This window comes from Lunatimonas lonarensis (assembly GCF_000390185.1).
Taxonomy (GTDB): domain Bacteria; phylum Bacteroidota; class Bacteroidia; order Cytophagales; family Cyclobacteriaceae; genus Lunatimonas; species Lunatimonas lonarensis.
The window spans coordinates 1-16,149 of sequence record NZ_AQHR01000098.1 but is presented as its reverse complement, the minus strand read 5'-3'; the positions used below and the strand labels follow the sequence as shown (position 1 = coordinate 16,149).

The following is a 16,149-nucleotide window of genomic DNA, read 5'->3' as shown; positions in this document are numbered from 1 at the left end:
TTATAGGTTGTCTTGATGTTGGTTGGGTTGATTTCGTTCAAACCGGTCTTGGACAATTCTGGCGCTGGGAAAAGCATCTTTTATCTTTTCATACCATCCCAACGCTTCTATTCGGTTAATATACCGGCCAACTTTTACCAAGTATCTAGGCTCTTGGTACTGCATAAACGTTGTGATCCCCGGGTAATCCGAATAAAGTTTATTTCTGGTTTTGAAGGCCTGTTCCCGATCTACGCCACTATACACCAGAATGGTAAACCCGTTGAAAAAATGTTCTCTTTCATTTGTGCGGATAAAATCCTGAATCGCAACCGCCAGCTCATCGTCTATCGGAGCAATCGAGGACCCTGAGCGTTCAATACTCGCCACAGGGTTTGGAAGGGGGTCAAAACGGGGTCTACTGGCACTTAGATCCTCACGGTAATCGGCAAACCGCTCTGCCGACCCACCGGTTTTGGATATGGTAATGAACCCACATCCGCTCAGGAGAAGGGGCAAAAGGGCTGCTAACCAGATTCGTTTTTGCATCTTAAACGGGGTTTATTCTTCTATTACCACACATTTTGCATCGGCGATATCCTGCTCCACACTCTTGAATTTCACATCGTTTTTCACCTGCCCGTCCAAATAACGTACCGAAACACGGTCGTTTCTACCATAGACTTTTTCTGTCTTTCTAGGCATGACCTGTTCCCTACGGCCGCCTCCCGAGTTGGCAATAGCGGCTCGTTGGGCGGCGGGATTACCCCCTAAGGTATTGCCCACCTCCTCTTTTGAAGCGGTAACTTTGGGTTCTTCCCTTTTGGCAGCTTGGGCGGCACGTACCTGCTCAGGGTCTTGCTTGGGCAGATCTGATTTGGTGATAAAGGAAACGACATCATCGTTTAGCCTACCGACAAAGCGCTTGAACATTTCAAAGGCCTCAAATTTGTAAATCAACAAAGGATCCTTTTGTTCGTATACCGCATTTTGTACAGATTGCTTTAGGTCATCCATATCGCGGAGATGCTCTTTCCAGTTTTGGTCAATGATGGCAAGCGTAACCGTCTTTTCCACGGCACGTATTAGATCCCTTCCCTCATTTTGAACCGTCGATTCGAGGTTGATGACAACACCGATTTGCTTGATGCCATCGGAAATGGGAACCATGATTTCCTTAACCGTGGCACCGCGTTTTTGGTATACGTCCCGGAGAATTGGCATCGCCTTGGTCAGTATGCCAGTATTCTTTGTTACATAATTTTTGTAGGCTGCGTCAAAAAGCTCCTTCGTGAGAACATGGCTTTCCTTTTGCTTGAGATCTTCGGCTGAGATTGGAAAATCTATCCCTAGGGAGCTATAGATGTTCATGCGAAGGTCCTCCGTATTTTCGGTGGATTTGGCCATTTCAATGATCCCCTCCGCTACATCGTACATGATGTTGAGGATATCCAGTTCCAGGCGATCACCAATAAGGGCATTCTTTCGTCGTCGGTACACTACTTCCCGCTGACTGTTCATTACGTCGTCGTATTCCAAGAGACGCTTTCGAACACCGAAGTTATTTTCCTCTACTTTGCGCTGTGCCCGCTCAATCGATTTGGTAATCATGGAATGCTGAATCACCTCTCCTTCTTCCAGGCCCATGCGATCCATCAGCTTTGCAATTCGCTCAGATCCGAAAAGACGCATCAGGTTATCTTCCAAGGAAACGAAGAACTGGGAAGAACCGGGATCTCCCTGCCTTCCGGACCGGCCTCTCAACTGTCGGTCTACCCTTCTGGACTCATGACGTTCGGTACCAATAATGGCCAAACCACCCGCAGCCTTCGACTCGGCCGTTAGCTTGATATCCGTACCCCGTCCGGCCATGTTGGTGGCAATGGTTACGGTTTTTGGCTTGCCTGCTTCTGCTACGATATCGGCCTCCCGCGCATGTTGCTTGGCATTTAGTACCTGATGCTTTATTTTCCGTAACGTAAGCATCCGGCTTAACAGTTCGGAAATCTCTACCGAGGTGGTACCTACCAGCACAGGACGGTTTGCTTCGGTTAGTTCGTTAATTTCATCCACCACGGCGTTGAATTTCTCACGGACCGTTTTGTACACCTTATCCTCCCTGTCCTGTCGTTGGATCGATTTGTTGGTGGGTATAACGATCACGTCCAGCTTGTAGATTTCCCAAAATTCGCCCGCTTCTGTTTCCGCCGTGCCGGTCATACCAGCCAGCTTATGGTACATACGGAAGTAATTTTGGAGGGTGATCGTGGCGTAGGTCTGTGTAGCATCTTCTACTTTGACGTTTTCCTTTGCCTCGATGGCCTGGTGCAATCCGTCGGAATACCTTCGGCCTTCCATAACCCGACCTGTTTGCTCGTCCACGATCTTCACCTTTCCATCCACAAGGATGTATTCGGTATCTTTTTCGAACATACAGTAGGCTTTCAGCAACTGGTTTACGGTATGTATCCGCTGAGCCTTTACGCCGTAATCCTTGATGATCTCTTCCTTTCGGATCAGCTTTTCCTTGTCGTCCAAGCTTTCGTCTTTTTCCATTTCGGCGATTTCCATGCCTATATCCGGAAGTATAAAGAAGCTGGGGTCTTCATTTTTGCGGGTGATGGTTTCTATGCCGTTATCCGTCAGGTCCACCGAATTGGACTTTTCGTCTATGGTAAAGAGCAGGGGTTCATCCGCCTCCGGCATGTTCCGCTTGTTGTCCTGTAGGTAGTAGTTTTCGGTTTTCTGCAATATAACCCGAACGCCGGGCTCCGAAAGGTATTTGATCAATGGTTTGTATTTGGGTAAACCTCGAAAAGCACGAAACAGGGCGAGACCACCATCTTTTTCATTGCCTTCTTTAATCAGGCGTTTGGCATCGGTGAGGTATCCCTGGACCAGTTTTCGCTGTTCGTCTACCAAGGTGGATACCCTGGGCTTCATTTCGTAGAACTCGTGTTGATCACCCTTGGCTACCGGACCGGAGATAATCAACGGTGTTCGGGCGTCATCGATCAACACGGAATCCACTTCATCGATCATGGCAAAATGGTGCTTACCTTGTACCAAGTCCCGTGAATCCCGTGCCATGTTATCCCTAAGGTAGTCGAAACCGAACTCGTTATTGGTTCCGTAGACAATATCGCAGGCATAGGCCCTGCGTCTCGCCTCCGAATTTGGCGGATATTTGTCGATGCAGTCTACTTTCAGCCCATGAAACTCGAATAGGGGTGCGTTCCACTCCGAATCCCGTTTGGCCAGGTAATCGTTTACCGTGACCACATGTACGCCACGGCCTGAAAGCGCATTCAAAAAAGCGGGCAGGGTGGAAACCAATGTCTTTCCTTCACCTGTGGCCATCTCTGCGATGTTTCCCTTGTGCAGGGCAACGCCTCCTAGAAGCTGCACATCGTAATGTACCATTTCCCAGGTTACCTCTACTCCTGCTGCGTTCCAGGTATTGCCCCAAACAGCCCGATCTCCATCTATCTGAACGTAGCTTTTGGTTGCGGCCAACTCTTGGTCCCAAGCAGAAACACTCACCTCTAGCTTGCGGTTTTCTTTGAGCCTTCGAGCGGTTTCTTTTACCACGGCAAAAGCCCTTGGCAGCACTTTGTCGAGGGTTTTTTCCAACGCCTCGTTTCGGCCCTTCTCTATTTTGTCGATTTCATTGAACAATGCGTCTTTGGCGTGAACTTCATCCGGAGGTAACGCATCTATTTTTGCCTTTGTCGCAGCTATATTATCATCAAATGACTTTAAGTCTTCATTAATGACACCCTTAATCTCTTCTGTCTGTTGCCGCAATTCATCATCGCTGAGGGAAGCCAATTTGGCATACTCCGCCTTAATGGATTCTACGATGGGCGTTAGCAATTTGATATCTCTATCCGATTTGGTTCCGAAAACCTTGGATAGCCCTTTTGCAATAAACTCTAACATATATTGATTTCTATATTAAATCCTTGCTGACCAAGCTAAACGGCGGCCAGCTCCTCCAGTTTTATATGAATCGTACCGCTGAACACCTGCTGTGCAGGACCAATCAGTTCGATTTGTTCAAAGCCACCCATTCCGTCCGGTTTGAAGCATACCTTTAGGGTACCCCCTTTTGTCAGAATGGTCACTTCTTCTATTCCCTTTTCTTTACCATAAAGCAATGCGCAGGCAGTGACACCTGTTCCACAGGATAGGGTTTCGTCTTCTACGCCCCGTTCATAGGTACGAACCTGTATGGTGTCATCGGAGATGGGCATCACAAAATTCACGTTTGTACCCTCCGGGTATACCTCTTTATTGTAACGGATCTTTGCGCCTTCCCTGACCACGGGAAAATGAGGTAGGTTTTCCACGTATTTAACGTGGTGTGGAGCTCCTGTGTTGATAAACGTATCTCCTTCTACCTGTCTGAACGATCTCACAGGAATCATTTCCAACCTGACCTCCGAGCCCTGAATAGTCGCCTCGTGGGGTCCGTCTACCGCGAGAAACCGAGTTTTGGTTCCGCACATGCCAAGATAGTAGGCATAAGATACCGCACATCGCGCACCATTTCCGCACATACTCTGTGAACCATCCGCATTGAAGTACGTCATCTCAAAGTCATACCCTTCGGCCTCCCGTAGTACGATCAACCCGTCCGAGCCTATGCCAAGCCTTCGGTTGCAAAGCTGCTGGATCAAGGCTAGGTTTTGGGAATCAAAATGGCGCTTTCGGTCATCGATCATAACAAAATCGTTGCCGGTGCCCTGGTACTTATAAAATGGAATGGTCATAACTGTTCCGATTTATCGATGCGATCCCGACTGCGTACATCAGACGCACAGTCCGCTGAATCACAAAAATAAGTAACTTGTATGAATTAATGGTCTTCTATCTCACCTTTCCCCAGAAACGATGCCTAACTTTTGTTTTTTAGCGGAAAGAAATAAAAATTACGTTATGCATGACAAATTGGCCAGATCCGTCTTTTTATTTTGATTCGGATCGTTTTCTAGTCCCTTGGGGAAACTTTTTAACTACTTAAGGATTAGGTGTAATACTTTTTAGGGATTTAATGGTTAATTTAGCATACCTTAAACTGACCAATTATTATCTATCCTAACACATGCAACAAAATCATTTGAGAAATGAAAAGAAATTCGTTGAGTAATTCCAGGAGAACGTTTATTGCGCAGAGTACAATGGCATCCCTATCATTGGGATTTGGGGGTAGCTTGGTGGGATCCACCTTGTTGTCTTCCTGCTCATCATCAAGCGATTCGAAAGCCAAACCAACTATTATCACCGGCTTTTCGCAGAAACCGCTTCCCTATGACTATTCAGCTCTGGAGCCATCCATCGATGCGATGACCATGGAAATCCACTACACCAAGCATGCTGCCGCCTACGCCAACAACCTGAAGGAAGCCGCAGCAGAGGAAGGTGTTGACATGGAGAACCCACTGGAAGAAGTGATGGCATCCATCTCCAAGTATTCTACCAAGATGAGAAATAATGGGGGCGGCCATTATAACCACGAGTTATTTTGGTCTATCATGACACCAAACGGCGGCGGCGAACCCTCAGGATCTCTGGCAGAAGCGATCAATAATGAGTTTGGTAGTTTTTCTTCGTTTGTAGAGAAATTTGAAGATGCGGCCAAAACCCGTTTTGGCTCGGGCTGGGCCTGGTTGGTGTTGGACGGCGGTACCCTGAAGGTGGGATCCACTCCAAATCAGGACAACCCTCTTATGGATATTTCAGACTTAAAGGGTCAGCCGCTCCTAGGGATCGATGTATGGGAACATGCCTACTACCTGCACTATCAGAACGAACGACCTCGGTACATCAGCAGCTGGTGGAATGTGGTGAATTGGGCGGCTGTCCAGGAACGGTTCGATGCCTTCAGCGTCTAAGAAGCTGCGAATAGGATCGTCAAACAAACGGCTCCCACGTAAAGTAGGGAGCCGTTTTTGATCCAGTTTGTTTCAATCAATTGCTTTTTTCTGTTTGCTGAAAGACAACTTGAACACAGATGAAATCGAGCATGACGTAGCCGTCACACACTGGGATGCCCCGATAGCTATCCGGGGCAACCATGCGAGATTCCATCCCGATAAACCGGGACAAGTTGTGACCTTTGAAAAACAATTATAGACACATGAAAAATTTAACGCTAGCTTTAGTTGGTATGATGATCGTACATGCTTCCCATGTCAAGGGGCAGGATCGGGCCCGCGATTTTGGTTTTGAATTCGGAGTCATTCCGACCGGGCTCCTAAATGCCATCACGGATGTTGAGGGGGTCAAGGTGGGTCAGGTCACGCTTATCGAAGGGGAGTCGGTTCGCACCGGGGTAACCGCTATTTTACCCCATGGAGGAAATATTTTTCAGGAAAAAGTGCCGGCAGCGGTCTATGTAGGCAATGGTTTTGGCAAGCTTGCCGGCAGTACGCAGATACAGGAGCTCGGAAATTTGGAGTCTCCAGTGGTGCTCACCAATACGCTCAGTGTAGCAGCGGCATTGGACGGGATTATTGATTTTGTTTTTTCCTTTGCAGAGAACGCCGCCGTACAATCTGTCAATGCCGTTGTGGGGGAGACAAACGATGGCGGTCTAAATGATATTCGGGGTCGCCACGTGCGGCCTCACCATGTGTTTTCTGCGATTCAGGAGGCCGCTTCCGGTCAGGTAGCAGAAGGAAACGTGGGTGCAGGCACCGGTACCACAGCTTTTGGCTTTAAAGCTGGCATAGGTACATCGTCCAGAAAGCTCCCTCCCACTATGGGTGGCTATACGGTTGGGGTGTTGGTTCAAGCTAATTTTGGAGGGGTGTTGCAAATCGACGGACTGCCTCTCGGCAAGATACTTCATCAGTATAGTTTTAGGCAAAACCTGGAGTCTCTGGACGGATCCTGTATGATCGTAGTCGCTACGGATGCCCCGGTAGACCATCGAAATCTAGAACGTATTGCGAAGCGTGGAATGATGGGTCTGGCGAGAACAGGCGGGATCGCCAGCAATGGCAGCGGGGATTACGTCATCGCATTTAGTGCCCATAAAGAGATGAGGATACCCCATGACCGTCGCAATCAGCCATCGAACCTTGTCCATCCCCTGTCAAACGATGAAGTTTCCGGTTTATTTTTGGCTACTATTGAGGCTACCGAGGAAGCGATTGCCAATGCGCTTTTTGCTGCGGAGGATATGCTTGGCAAGGGTGGGCGCCTGGTCAAGGCGCTTCCCAAGGATCAGGTTCGCCAAATGATGAATGATCGGTAAAAAGAAACCCTGTGGGTAGGTTCCACAGGGTTCATCAGGTATTTTTGACTAAATTAGCTTTTACTTGGTAGGCGTCAATATCAGGGTTTTGAACTCAATCGGTCCATGGTCACCCTGCAACATGATAGGGCCTGGTTCGCCCTCTTTGCTGTCCATGGCTCCCCCTGTTATTCCCGGAATAATCTGGTCACAGATAATGGTTTTTCCATTGGCAACTACGGTAACCCGCCTTCCCACTAGGGTGATTTCGTAGCTTTGCCAAACACCGGGCCCTTCCGCTACCATTTCATTGGGCGTAAGGAAACCGTAGATCCCTCCATAATATACGCTGGAAGGTTCCGTCCCTTTATTGTCTTCGATCTGAAGCTCGTACCGTCCCCGTAGGTAGATTCCGCTATTGCTGCCTTCCGGATACCGAAACTCCGCATAAAGCTTAAAGTCGTCAAACTTTTGGTTGGTAATCAGGTTTGCTCCGGCTTTGTCGCTCGTTAGGATTCCATCTTTTACCGTCCATTGGTTTTCGGCTTTGTCTGCATACCAGCCATCCAGGTTTTTGCCATTGAATAACGCGATTGCATCACCCCATTCGGGTGTGCCCTCCCGAACCAGCGATGGCGCCGGCTCGCCTGTGAACGGGTGTTTTTTTCCTGAACTCGTGGTCAGAACACCGTTCAACCTTCCATTGGTCAGCGTCGCTTTTAGCTTGGTGTCCTTCTTTCCCGGATCCCACTGCGGAGGGATGCTGAAAGAAACCTCGTTGTTTTTAAAGTTGACCAATGAGATCGGACGCGCACTCCCGTGTTCCTCTACGAAATAGCCCACCAAAGTTCGGGAACCAGACAGCTTTACTTCCAACCAAGAGGGAAGTTCCCTGCCGTCTATGTTTACGGTGAGGTTCCATCGGCCGATTATGTCGGATCGTGAACCCTGGCCAATTGCCGTCTGACTGGGCATTGCCCAAAAGGCAAGGGCGGTAAGCGCAAAAATGAGAGCGGGAAAATGAAATCGTTTTGGGATCATTCTATACATGGTTTAAGATGAATACGGATATTAAGACGCTAAAAATACGGCAAAATTCAGGTATAGCCCAAAACAGCTCCTGTTCTTTATAAAATTATGCTTTACATCCTTCCTATTTTCGATGAAATTTATAACCAATCCCAACAGACCAAAGCCATTCTTCGGTGGTATCAAAGTGATAAAATGGAACGAAGAAAGCCCAGTTTTTAATATCCAGCCTTGGAGCTACTCCGAGTTTGGCACCCGTTTTTCCATCCCTGATGTAAAAGGAAGGCAGGGCACCAAATCCAATTTTCACTTTTTGGTTTATATGGAGCAAAAGGCTTGGTCCACCCACATTGAAAGAGGTGAAGTTCTTTCCAAATGCTACTCCGGCCATTCCCTCTAGGGCAAAGTCTACTTTATTGGAATGTTGTTCATCTTGAGCGAATGCATTCGCAAATAGCAAAAGTGTAAATAGCGTTAATAATGAATTTTTCATAAGATAGTTTTATCGGGCAGCGACCGTAAAGAGACTTGAAAGTGAAGCCAAACCTGTCTTTTGATCAAATTTGTTCACGTTCACACAATAAACTTTTTCCATAACCTTGGAAAGGAGTCTGGAATCATTTTTGGATCAATTATTTCTGAATCGTCTAAGGCATTTTCGTCGAAGCCTTCTATTGTAGGTACTAGTTTTCCTGTTTTTGTATTATAGACTTCTCCAAGAAAAGTACTCATTCCCACAGAATTGTCAATCCCCGAAAAATTTGCATTTTCAAGAAGTTCAGGGTTTTGGATATAGTTGTTGGCAAGTGTTTCTCCTTTCGAAATCATCCATTCGAGAAAAGCACCATAGTCAGCAAAAGGTGTAGAATAACTCACAATGGAAAATGCCGCTTGAAGCTTATAGGAGTTATATTTTAGAATAAAGTAAAACAATCTACTCTGGAAAGCAAGCAAATCTCCGGTATTTGAGTCTTCAAAATATTGTTTTAGCAACCCACACTGGTTTTTGAAGTTGTCTTTTGACTTCTTTCTGGTTTTGTCAATCAAATCCCAAAAAGCCGATTCATCCAATAAAAAATCAGCTACATGTATGCTTTCTTGGGTGGAAATAGCCTTTTTGAATTCATTTTGAAAAACCGTTCTATTGATTTCATCTGATTGTAAATTTTCTCTTTTTGTGATAACCCATTTGATGAACAGTACCCCAAATGCCATTAGTAAGCCCAATATTACCGGCGTTCCCTGTGGGCCAAAATAATCAAAAATTTCGTCCATGTTGAAATGATAAAATTAAAGGTACCGTTCGCAAAATTCGTTTGCTTAGGAATTTAGGGATCGCTCCTTTCAAAGAATAAATTTAGTGGATAATCTATATTACTCCACAAAAGCTGAAGATTTAGTAATGTATGCCGCATTATGCGGACAGACATTAGCTACAAGGCGGAAATTACCTTCATTTTGAAAGAGTGCTCGCCCTAGCTTTGCAGGCCTTGTAGAGGAGCCTTTGTCGTTAAGCCCCCTTTTTTCAGACCCCAAAGGTTGTTCTTTGACCCGTTAAGTTTCGATCTAGTGACCATTTACCTCCACCACGAATAATCAAGTAAATACTGCCCAACAACATACTCCAATCGGTTCGGCTTCCATGCATCATCGACCAGAATCCTTCATTTTGTAAGACTTCAGACTTGGTAGTGGCAATGGCTACTAACATGATGATCAAGGTAGGAATGGCTGCTAGCCTTGTTGCCAATCCTAGGAGAATTAGGATTCCTGAAATAATTTCAAAAGCACCGACAAAACTGCCTAGAAACTCCGGGTTGGGAAGCCCTATTTTCTCAAATCTTCCTGCTCCCCGAATCGTTGGGAGTAGGAATTTTTGAATACCTTCTGAAAGAAATACTGCTCCCACCATCAAACGGATAATGATGGTGGTTTTGGAATCGTCTGTTTGTAAGAGTTGTTTGATCATGGTTTGTTTTGGTTTTAACCTTTGGGGTCTTTTTTAGACCCCGAAGGTTTTTTTACAGATATAAGAATAGTCTTGGGCTATTTCTTTGGTAAAGACCTTCGGGGTTATTGAAAACCCCAAAGGTCAAGGGTTGCTAACCTTTGAGGTCTTTTTTTGACCTCGAAGGTTTTTATTGCGGAAATATGCAAAGTCCTAAGACCAGTTCTTTTGAAAAGACCTTCGAGGTTTGAAAAACCTCAAAGGTCTACCTTAACCCTATCCCCAGTCTGTATAGTCTCAGAAGGATTTTTATGAATAATATCTCCGGGTTGCAGGTCACCGAAGATTTCGGTCTGACCATTCTGGGAGATTCCCTTTCTGACTGAAACTCTTTGTGCTTCTCCATTCACTACTTTTACCACAAAACGGTCTTCCATGCTAGTGATCAAGGCAGCATTAGGGATAATTATGGAGCCTTCTTTTTTATAATTTACCTTCACTTGGGCAAAGCTTCCTGCTTTCAGACTTCCATTCTTATTGGGAACATCGGCTTCGATGATTTCTGTCCTGCTGGCATTCTGCAAACTGCCAGATTGACGGCTAACCTTGGCTTTGAAGCTTTTTCCTGACTGTGTATTCAGCGTAAAGGAAAGGCTGTCGCTTCCAAAGTCTAATCCCGAATAAGACTCCGGAACTGGGATTTCCAAGCGCAAGACATCATTCATCTCCATTCGGAACATGGGTTTGTCTCCGGACTGAGCACTCACAAATGTTCCTGTATGCACATTTCGCTCAGTCACTATTCCGTCAAAAGGGGCACGAATCGTCAGGTAGTTGGCCATCTGCTGCGCTGCTTGCAACTGGTATTTGGCAGCTTCCAAAGCAGATTGGGCTGAGGCAGCGTTGGCTTCTTCTTCTTGGAGTTGATTTTCTATGCGCAGCAAATCCGAGGCGGAAACTGTTCCAGGTGTTTGAGCCGTTTTTTGGATTCGGTCAAACTGATCTTTGGTCGTTGAAAGCTTGGATGTAGCAGATTGTGCGAAGCCTTCTGCCTGTAATACCTTGGCTTTGGCAGCAGACAACTCTGCCATCACTTCAGGTGCTTCGATTTGCACGATCACATCACCTTTTTTCACTTTGGAGCCCCGATCTACCTTTATGCTTTGTACATATCCGGTGATTTTCGGATAGATAGCGACAGATTCAAAAGATCTGAGTTCACCGGGGAGACTGATGCTGCCCTTGAGATCTTCCTGCTGAAGGGTGATGGTTTCATACAATTTTTCTTCCTGTACAGCTTCACCTGAATTTTCTGATGAATTACAGGAAAATAGCATTGCTAAAATCTTCCAAGTGAATGGGGTAATATGTTTAGCTATTTGATTCATAATGGTTTGAGTTTGCATCATAAGGATCTAAAGAAACAGGTGCTATGCTGGCGTTTTTCAGCAAGCGGGAATATACAGACGGCATGATCAACAAAGTCGTAACGGTTGAAAACAAGAGTCCTCCAATCACGGCTATGCCCAGAGGTGCAGTTTGGTCACCACCTACTGCCAAAGGAATCAAACCCACAATCATGGAAATACTGGTCATCAAAATCGGTCTTAACCTGCTCTTTCCAGCTGCTTTGGCAGCTTTGAGGGCATCGCCATGTTTTTTTCTTTCCTCCTCTGCAAAGGTGGTAAAGAGTATGGCATTGGCTACCGATACACCCAGCGCCATGATCAAACCCATATACGATTGGATGTTCAACGTCACACCGAAGAGCAACAAAAACAAAAGCGAACCCACTGCCACTGCTGGGATCGTGGAAAGCGTTGATAGCGCAGCTTTAAAGGACTGGAAATTGGTCGCCAACATCAGGAAGATCACAAATACGGCAATGATCAAACCTGTCTGCAATTCAGAAAGCGTTTCTTCCAAAAACTCCATTTGCCCTCTAACAATCACATTGAGGCCCCTTGGTTTTTCTCCGGCAGCATCAATGGCATTTTCTATGTCTTTTCGTGCAGATCCGATGGTCTTGTTATGAAGATTGGCCGTAACGGAGACCATCCTTTGTTGGTTGAGCCGAACCACCTCTCCTTGGGAAAGACTTGGACTGATGCCCGCCACATCTCCGAGTCGGTTGTTGCTTTCACCTACTCGCGGAAGGAAGATGTTTTCCAGGTCTTCCTGCGAATTCATGGTGTATTGTGGGATTTCCACTTGTACCTGATAGGCGTTCCCGGAATTTTTGTCCAACCAATAAACCGGTCTGGTAAACCTACTGGAATTGGTAGCCGAAATCATAGACCTACCCACATCATCCGCAGTAAGTCCTAGTTGACCGGCCTTTATGCGGTCAATATTCACATCCAAAGTGGGGTAGTCGAGAGGCTGAGCTATTTGCACATCCCTTAGGTAAGCGATTTGCTGTAGGTTGGATCTGATTTTTTCTGCAAAAGCCCGAGTTTCTTTGAGGTCTTTGCCCGTAACGGCCACTTCTAAGGGATTGCTTGCTCCCATGGACATGACCTGATCTACAATGTCAGCTGGTTCAAAACTGATACGCAACTCCGGCAATTTCTCTGAAACCATCATACGGATATCTTCCTTGAGTTGAGCTACTTTGATACCACTTCCTTCTTTCAGCTTCACGGTGAGTACAGCCTGCTGAGGGCCTGAGTTCCAAATGTATGTGGTGGATGCAGGATATGCGGAAGGAATTGTGCCTACAAATCCCGAACTGATTTCAATGTTGCCTTTTCCTGTCAAGACTTCCAACTCCTTATAAAAACGCTGGGTGAGCCTTTCGGTCTGTTCTATTCTTGTGCCTTCTTTGGCATTGACCCTTACCTGAAACTGCCCTGCATCTACCTGCGGAAAAATCTCTGTTCCGATCAAAAGGTATAAGCCTGCCACTGAAAGCAAGGAAAGCACCCCATAAAAAGCCACTGTCAATTTGCTCTGCTGGAGTAAGCGGCTCAAGGTACTTTGATACCTTTCCTGAATTCGGTCAAACCTGCCTCCTTTTTGCTTTTCAGCCTGTTTTTCCAAAGACTTTTTATCCAAAAGCCAATTGGCAACTACCGGTACAAAAGACTGGGAAAGGATAAAGGAGGCGATCATGGCAAAGCCCACAGCAAGGGAAAGGGGCATAAACATGGATCTCGGCACCCCGGACATAAAGAATGAAGGGACGAATACGGCCAAGATGCTGAATACAATCAGGAGTTTGGGGATTACGATCTCCTTTGTGCCATCCATGATTGAGCGGGGGAGGCTTTTTCCCATTTCCAGATGGCGGTGAATATTTTCAATTGTGACCGTGGCTTCATCCACCAAAACCCCAATCGAAAGGGCCAGCCCAACCAAGGTCATGATGTTGAGTGTCTGACCCGTGAGGTTGAGGAAAACGATGGAAGATAAAAGGGCCAAAGGAATGGTCATGACTACGACCAGACCACTTCGCCAATCACCCAAAAAGACCAAAACCATCAGGCCTGTAAGTATTGATGCGATCAGGCCTTCCGTCAGGATATTTCTCAAAGACTTGATCACATAACCGGATTGGTCAAAGGCATATTCCACTTTGATATCTTCGGGCACCGCATCCCGCATGGCGGGTAGGGCATTTTTGATGTTTTTCACCACAGTCCAAGTCGATGCATCTGATCTTTTGGTCACTGGGATATAGACCGAGCGCTGACCATTGACCAAGGCATAACCAGTAGCGATGTCGGCACTGTTTTTTACTTCTGCCAAATCTTTCAAGTAAACTGTTGGCCCCCTTTGGTTGTGGATGGGGATATTTTCCAGTTCCTTGAAATTTTCAACCACGCTATTGGGCCTTACCAAATATTCCGTATCATCAATACGGATACTTCCAGAAGGAACCAATCTATTCCCATTGGCAATGGCTTCCACCACATCTTCGGTAGAGAGCCGGTAACTTCTCAATTTTTCAGGATCAATGTCCACCACAATACTTCTTTGGTTACCACCCACAGGAGGTGGAGAGGAGACGCCGGGCAAGGAGGAGAACATGGGACGAACTCGGTTTACAGCCAAATCCTGGATTTCAGAAAGACTTCTGCTCTCGGAACTGAACACCAACTGGCCAACAGGTACATTCCCCGCATCATAGCGCACCACAAATGGCGCAATGGTACCAGGGGGCATTTTCCCTCCGGCCCGGTTCACCTGTGCCACCACCTGCGCCATGGATTCTGCCATATCAGTCCCTTCGTGAAACTGCAATTTGATCAGTGACATGCCCTGCACAGAGCGGGACTCCATCGAAGAAATCCCTGTGATGTAGATAAAATGCTGTTCATAGACCGAGCTGAGATAGCCCTCCATCTGTTCTGGTGAAAGTCCCCCGTAAGGCTGGGCTACGTAGATCGTGGGAACACCGACTTTTGGAAAAATGTCAATCGGCATGCTACGGATGGTGAGAAAAGCAAAGAAGCCAATGGCCAAAATCACCACCATGACTGATATGGGTTTGCGTAAGGATAATTTTATCAGATCCATATCAATTCAGGTTTTGTAAGAAAAAGTCCATATCACCACCTACTGCTGCGTAATACAGCAAGGCTTTCCACATTTCTGCCATGACTTTAATGCTTTCCGCTTCGGCCTTGGCTAAGTCAGCTTGACCTTGCACCAGTTCGTTCAGATTGATCAGCCCGGCATCGTACCTAGCTTGTAGTGCTTGGTAGCTGTACTCCGCTGCTTGCACATATTCCGGTGCCAATGTGGCTGCTTCCAGCGCTTTTTCCAAAGTCACTTTGGCTACTGTTCTTTCTTTGTCCAGCGATCTTTCTAACTGCATTTCATAAGCTTCCGCTGCTGAAATCAGGGAATTTTGCCTTTGCACCATTTTGGAGGTACGGGCAAATTGTAAAATCGGAACGGCGACTTGAAAGCCTACTCCATAATTGTATCGGGAAAAGGCAAGTCCGTCAGTAGGGTCATTGAATCCACCTTCGAAGAGTATGGCAGAGCCCCGGGCAAAAGCAGTTCCCCAGAGGTTGAGTTCAGGCAAAAGAGAACGGTTGAGTTCAGTTTTTCTTGATGCTTCCATCAGTGTTCTGCTGCGCGAACTTTGTAAAAGTGGATGGTTTTCCAAGGGTTCTTCCGTCTGTACGGTAACAGTTCTCTGTAGATTAGGGTCAATGCCTATTTCCTTTTGGTCTTCTCCCAAGAGTTCCCTTACCCTTGCCATGTAAGATTCTGCGGATTTTTGGGCTTGGAGATAGTCGATTTTGGAGCGGACAAAAAGCGCTCTGAACTGTGCCGAGTCCACACCAGGACGAAGACCATTGTCCACTAAGGTTTTGGACAGCTCCAGGTTAGTTTCAAAGCGGTCTTTGTTTTTTTCTGCCGCTAGGGACATGGAAGCTGCTGCCCAGTAGTTGAGATAAGCCTCCGTGAACCTTACCTGATGTTCCAGAATAGTCAGTGTTTCCTGATGCTGAGCGAGTTCTTGTCCGAACTTGGCAGTTTGGATTTTGCTGGCTCTTTTGCCGAAGGTAAAAGGATTCCAGTTCATCAACAGGGATGCAGCCGATCCGTAGGTGAAATCCATGGAGTTTTCGGGTACGGGAGGGCCAGATATAGGCAATACCAAGCCCGGTAAAAACATGCCTGTGATATTGTTATTGGTCGAATAGACCATTTGGTAGGAGCCGTCCAGGCTAGGGAGGAAATCAGAACGCTCGTATTGCACCAATCTTTGGGCAGCTTCGGTTTCGAGGCGTTTGGCCTGCAATTCCGGGTAATTTGCCGTGCTGATTTCAAGGAGTTCCTTGAGTTGGCTCTGTGCCTCTGCCTGATAGAGCATCAGCAGAAACAAAAAGCCTGTTGCGGTTATTTTTAACATAAATTGATGGCTGAATGACAAAAACATAATTCATCAGCTACAAAAATAACCTAGGTATATACAGGTATTGTGGTAAAA

Annotated in this window: 12 protein-coding genes; 2 read left to right on the top strand and 10 right to left on the bottom strand. The window is 46.4% G+C overall.

All coding sequences use genetic code 11. The features are described 5' to 3' along the window. From ADIS_RS17225 to dapF, 3 genes are read right to left on the bottom strand one after another with little or no spacing between them, the layout of a single operon-like run. Positions 1-528, bottom strand: coding sequence for a hypothetical protein (locus tag ADIS_RS17225; RefSeq protein WP_010855934.1), 528 nt, complete (start codon positions 526-528; stop codon positions 1-3). A 12-nt stretch (positions 529-540) separates the two neighbouring features. Continuing rightward, positions 541-3,921, bottom strand: a complete 3,381-nt coding sequence (gene secA / locus ADIS_RS17220; RefSeq protein ID WP_010855933.1) for a preprotein translocase subunit SecA — start codon at positions 3,919-3,921, stop codon at positions 541-543. Positions 3,922-3,956: 35 nt separating this feature from the next. Further along, positions 3,957-4,754 (bottom strand): diaminopimelate epimerase, encoded by a 798-nt coding sequence (gene dapF, locus ADIS_RS17215; protein WP_010855932.1) that lies wholly within the window; start codon positions 4,752-4,754, stop codon positions 3,957-3,959. A 354-nt stretch (positions 4,755-5,108) separates the two neighbouring features. On the opposite strand from dapF, the gene ADIS_RS17210 reads away from it, so the two are divergent. Next, positions 5,109-5,876, top strand: coding sequence for a superoxide dismutase (locus tag ADIS_RS17210; RefSeq protein ID WP_010855931.1), 768 nt, complete (start codon positions 5,109-5,111; stop codon positions 5,874-5,876). Positions 5,877-6,121: 245 nt separating this feature from the next. Beyond that, positions 6,122-7,243 carry a DmpA family aminopeptidase gene (locus ADIS_RS17205; protein WP_010855929.1) on the top strand — a complete coding sequence of 374 codons (1,122 nt, stop codon included), beginning with the start codon at positions 6,122-6,124 and terminating at the stop codon, positions 7,241-7,243. A 60-nt stretch (positions 7,244-7,303) separates the two neighbouring features. On the opposite strand, the gene ADIS_RS17200 is transcribed toward ADIS_RS17205, so the two are convergent. The 7 genes from ADIS_RS17200 to ADIS_RS17170 all read right to left on the bottom strand — a co-directional run bounded on the left by ADIS_RS17200 (position 7,304) and on the right by ADIS_RS17170 (position 16,071). Beyond that, positions 7,304-8,263, bottom strand: coding sequence for a 3-keto-disaccharide hydrolase (locus ADIS_RS17200; protein ID WP_010855928.1), 960 nt, complete (start codon positions 8,261-8,263; stop codon positions 7,304-7,306). Between the two features lie 112 nt (positions 8,264-8,375). After that, positions 8,376-8,744, bottom strand: a complete 369-nt coding sequence (locus tag ADIS_RS17195; RefSeq protein ID WP_010855927.1) for a hypothetical protein — start codon at positions 8,742-8,744, stop codon at positions 8,376-8,378. 80 nt (positions 8,745-8,824) lie between these two features. After that, entirely contained in the window at positions 8,825-9,526 is a 702-nt protein-coding gene (locus ADIS_RS17190; RefSeq protein WP_010855926.1) for a DUF4240 domain-containing protein, read from the bottom strand. A gap of 250 nt (positions 9,527-9,776) precedes the next feature. Further along, a complete protein-coding gene (locus tag ADIS_RS17185) occupies positions 9,777-10,220 on the bottom strand; it encodes a DoxX family protein (protein WP_010855925.1) in 444 nt (147 codons plus the stop codon). A gap of 236 nt (positions 10,221-10,456) precedes the next feature. Next, positions 10,457-11,587, bottom strand: a complete 1,131-nt coding sequence (locus ADIS_RS17180; RefSeq protein WP_155907577.1) for an efflux RND transporter periplasmic adaptor subunit — start codon at positions 11,585-11,587, stop codon at positions 10,457-10,459. Further along, positions 11,571-14,720 (bottom strand): efflux RND transporter permease subunit, encoded by a 3,150-nt coding sequence (locus ADIS_RS17175; RefSeq protein WP_035806686.1) that lies wholly within the window; start codon positions 14,718-14,720, stop codon positions 11,571-11,573. Before ADIS_RS17175 ends, ADIS_RS17180 begins: the two co-directional genes overlap by 17 nt. A 1-nt stretch (position 14,721) precedes the next feature. Further along, positions 14,722-16,071 (bottom strand): TolC family protein, encoded by a 1,350-nt coding sequence (locus ADIS_RS17170; protein WP_081634974.1) that lies wholly within the window; start codon positions 16,069-16,071, stop codon positions 14,722-14,724. Positions 16,072-16,149: the final 78 nt, after the last annotated feature.